The sequence below is a fragment of the Aeromonas aquatilis genome (assembly GCF_054052405.1).
The window spans coordinates 1-1,600 of record NZ_JBSTYP010000136.1 but is presented as its reverse complement, the minus strand read 5'-3'; the positions used below and the strand labels follow the sequence as shown (position 1 = coordinate 1,600).

Annotated in this window: 2 protein-coding genes; both read right to left on the bottom strand. The window is 58.3% G+C overall.

Annotated features, from left to right (window positions below; translation table 11 throughout):
* Nucleotides 1-159: 159 nt before the first annotated feature.
* Nucleotides 160-1,080, bottom strand: a complete 921-nt coding sequence (locus tag ACW5W8_RS23615; RefSeq protein WP_498630856.1) for a L,D-transpeptidase family protein — start codon at nucleotides 1,078-1,080, stop codon at nucleotides 160-162.
* A partial coding sequence (locus tag ACW5W8_RS23610) for a hypothetical protein (RefSeq protein WP_498630854.1) occupies nucleotides 1,077-1,600 on the bottom strand: 524 nt, incomplete at its 5' end. The genes ACW5W8_RS23615 and ACW5W8_RS23610, both read right to left, overlap by 4 nt.

Below are 1,600 nucleotides of genomic sequence, written 5' to 3'. Positions count from 1 at the left end.
AGGCTGGGGTATCCATGATGGTAGACCTCAAGGTGATGGCCTACTTCAAGCTTAGCCTTTCAACACGTAATTGGGACATAGCCATAAAAAACGGCGACCATCTGGTCGCCGTTTTCTTTGCCTGCCTTGCCAGTGCCTCTGCGCTGGCAGAGTGTTCAATCAGGGATTGAGACGGGTTGGCATGCCGGTACGCTGTTCCAGCACCTGCTTGACCACGTTGGAGTCGCTGTCCATGTGGGCGATGAAGCGGGTGGTGGCCGGGGTCATGGGCAGCGGCACGGAGGCGGTGGAGTTGAACTCCTCCTCGGTGCGCGACAGCGGCTCATGTACTTCCATGTAGCGACCGCCATCCGGCTCGACCGTGGTCTTGACCGGCTGGTTGACGAACTGGACGCGGGTGCCGACCGGCACGTTGTCGAACAGATACTTGATGTCGTCAGCGCGCAGACGCACGCAACCGCTGCTCACCCGCAGACCGATACCGAAGGTGGCGTTGGTGCCGTGGATGGCATAGAGGTTGCCGATATAGAGGGCATGCAGACCCATGGGGTTATCCGGACCCGCTGGCCATACTGCCGGCAGAGTCTTGCCCTGGGCGGCATAGCGACGACGGATGTTCTCGGTCGGGGTCCAGGTCGGGTTAGCGCGTTTGCGCTCTACCTTGGTGATCCAGTTCTCCGGGGTGTTTACCCCCAGCTGACCGATGCCGATGGGCAGTACTTCCACCACGTTCTTCCCTTTCGGGTAGTAGTAGAGACGCATCTCGGCAACGTTGATGACGATCCCTTCGCGGGGCGCGTTGGGCAGGATCAGCTGGTGGGGGATGATCAGGGTGCTACCCGCCTTCGGCAGATAGGGATCAACGCCCGGGTTGGCTTCCATGATGTTGGTCAGACCCAGCTGGAAGTCAGCAGCGATCTGCTCCAGCGGACGGTTGTCCGCAGGCACCACGTATTCCTGATTTTCACCGATCAGGCGGCTGTTGGCCGCAGGCAGACGGTACTCGACGGCGGCAGCCTGCTGGCTGACCAGCGCAAATGTGCATAAAAGGGCCGAAGCGGCAGTGCGAAGGGGATTCATAAAATTCCTGTGTGGTTTCCTGTACCAAATGGGCCGGGGGCCGTCTCATCCTCGGTCTGCCAGTGGCGGGTCAACCTGCCCCACGACGCCAATAACCGAGCGCGCATTCTTTCCTGAGTCGGCCAAAATTTCAACTTCCATATGTTGCTTTTCTTGTTAAAAGTAGCCGTTTTCGATGTGACGCTTATCAACAGGGCAAAAGCCACACTGGCAAGTCGCAGTTGAGTGAAAGATGAATGGCACGGCCCGCCTGGCAGCGAGCCACTCCAGCCCCAGTCAACCACAGCGCAGCGCCACCTTGCTTCACGGTTGCAGCAGTGGTTAAAACGTTTGTCGCATCCGGGGAGATAGACCAATGTCGACGGAGGCTCTTTATTCGGATGAAGAGGGATAAAACCGTGCGTCGGCCACCCGCCGGTGCTGGCAGCCACCATAAAAAAGGCTATGTCCCAATTACGTGTTGAAAGGCTAAGCTTGAAGTAGGCCATCACCTTGAGGTCTACCATCATGGATACCCCAG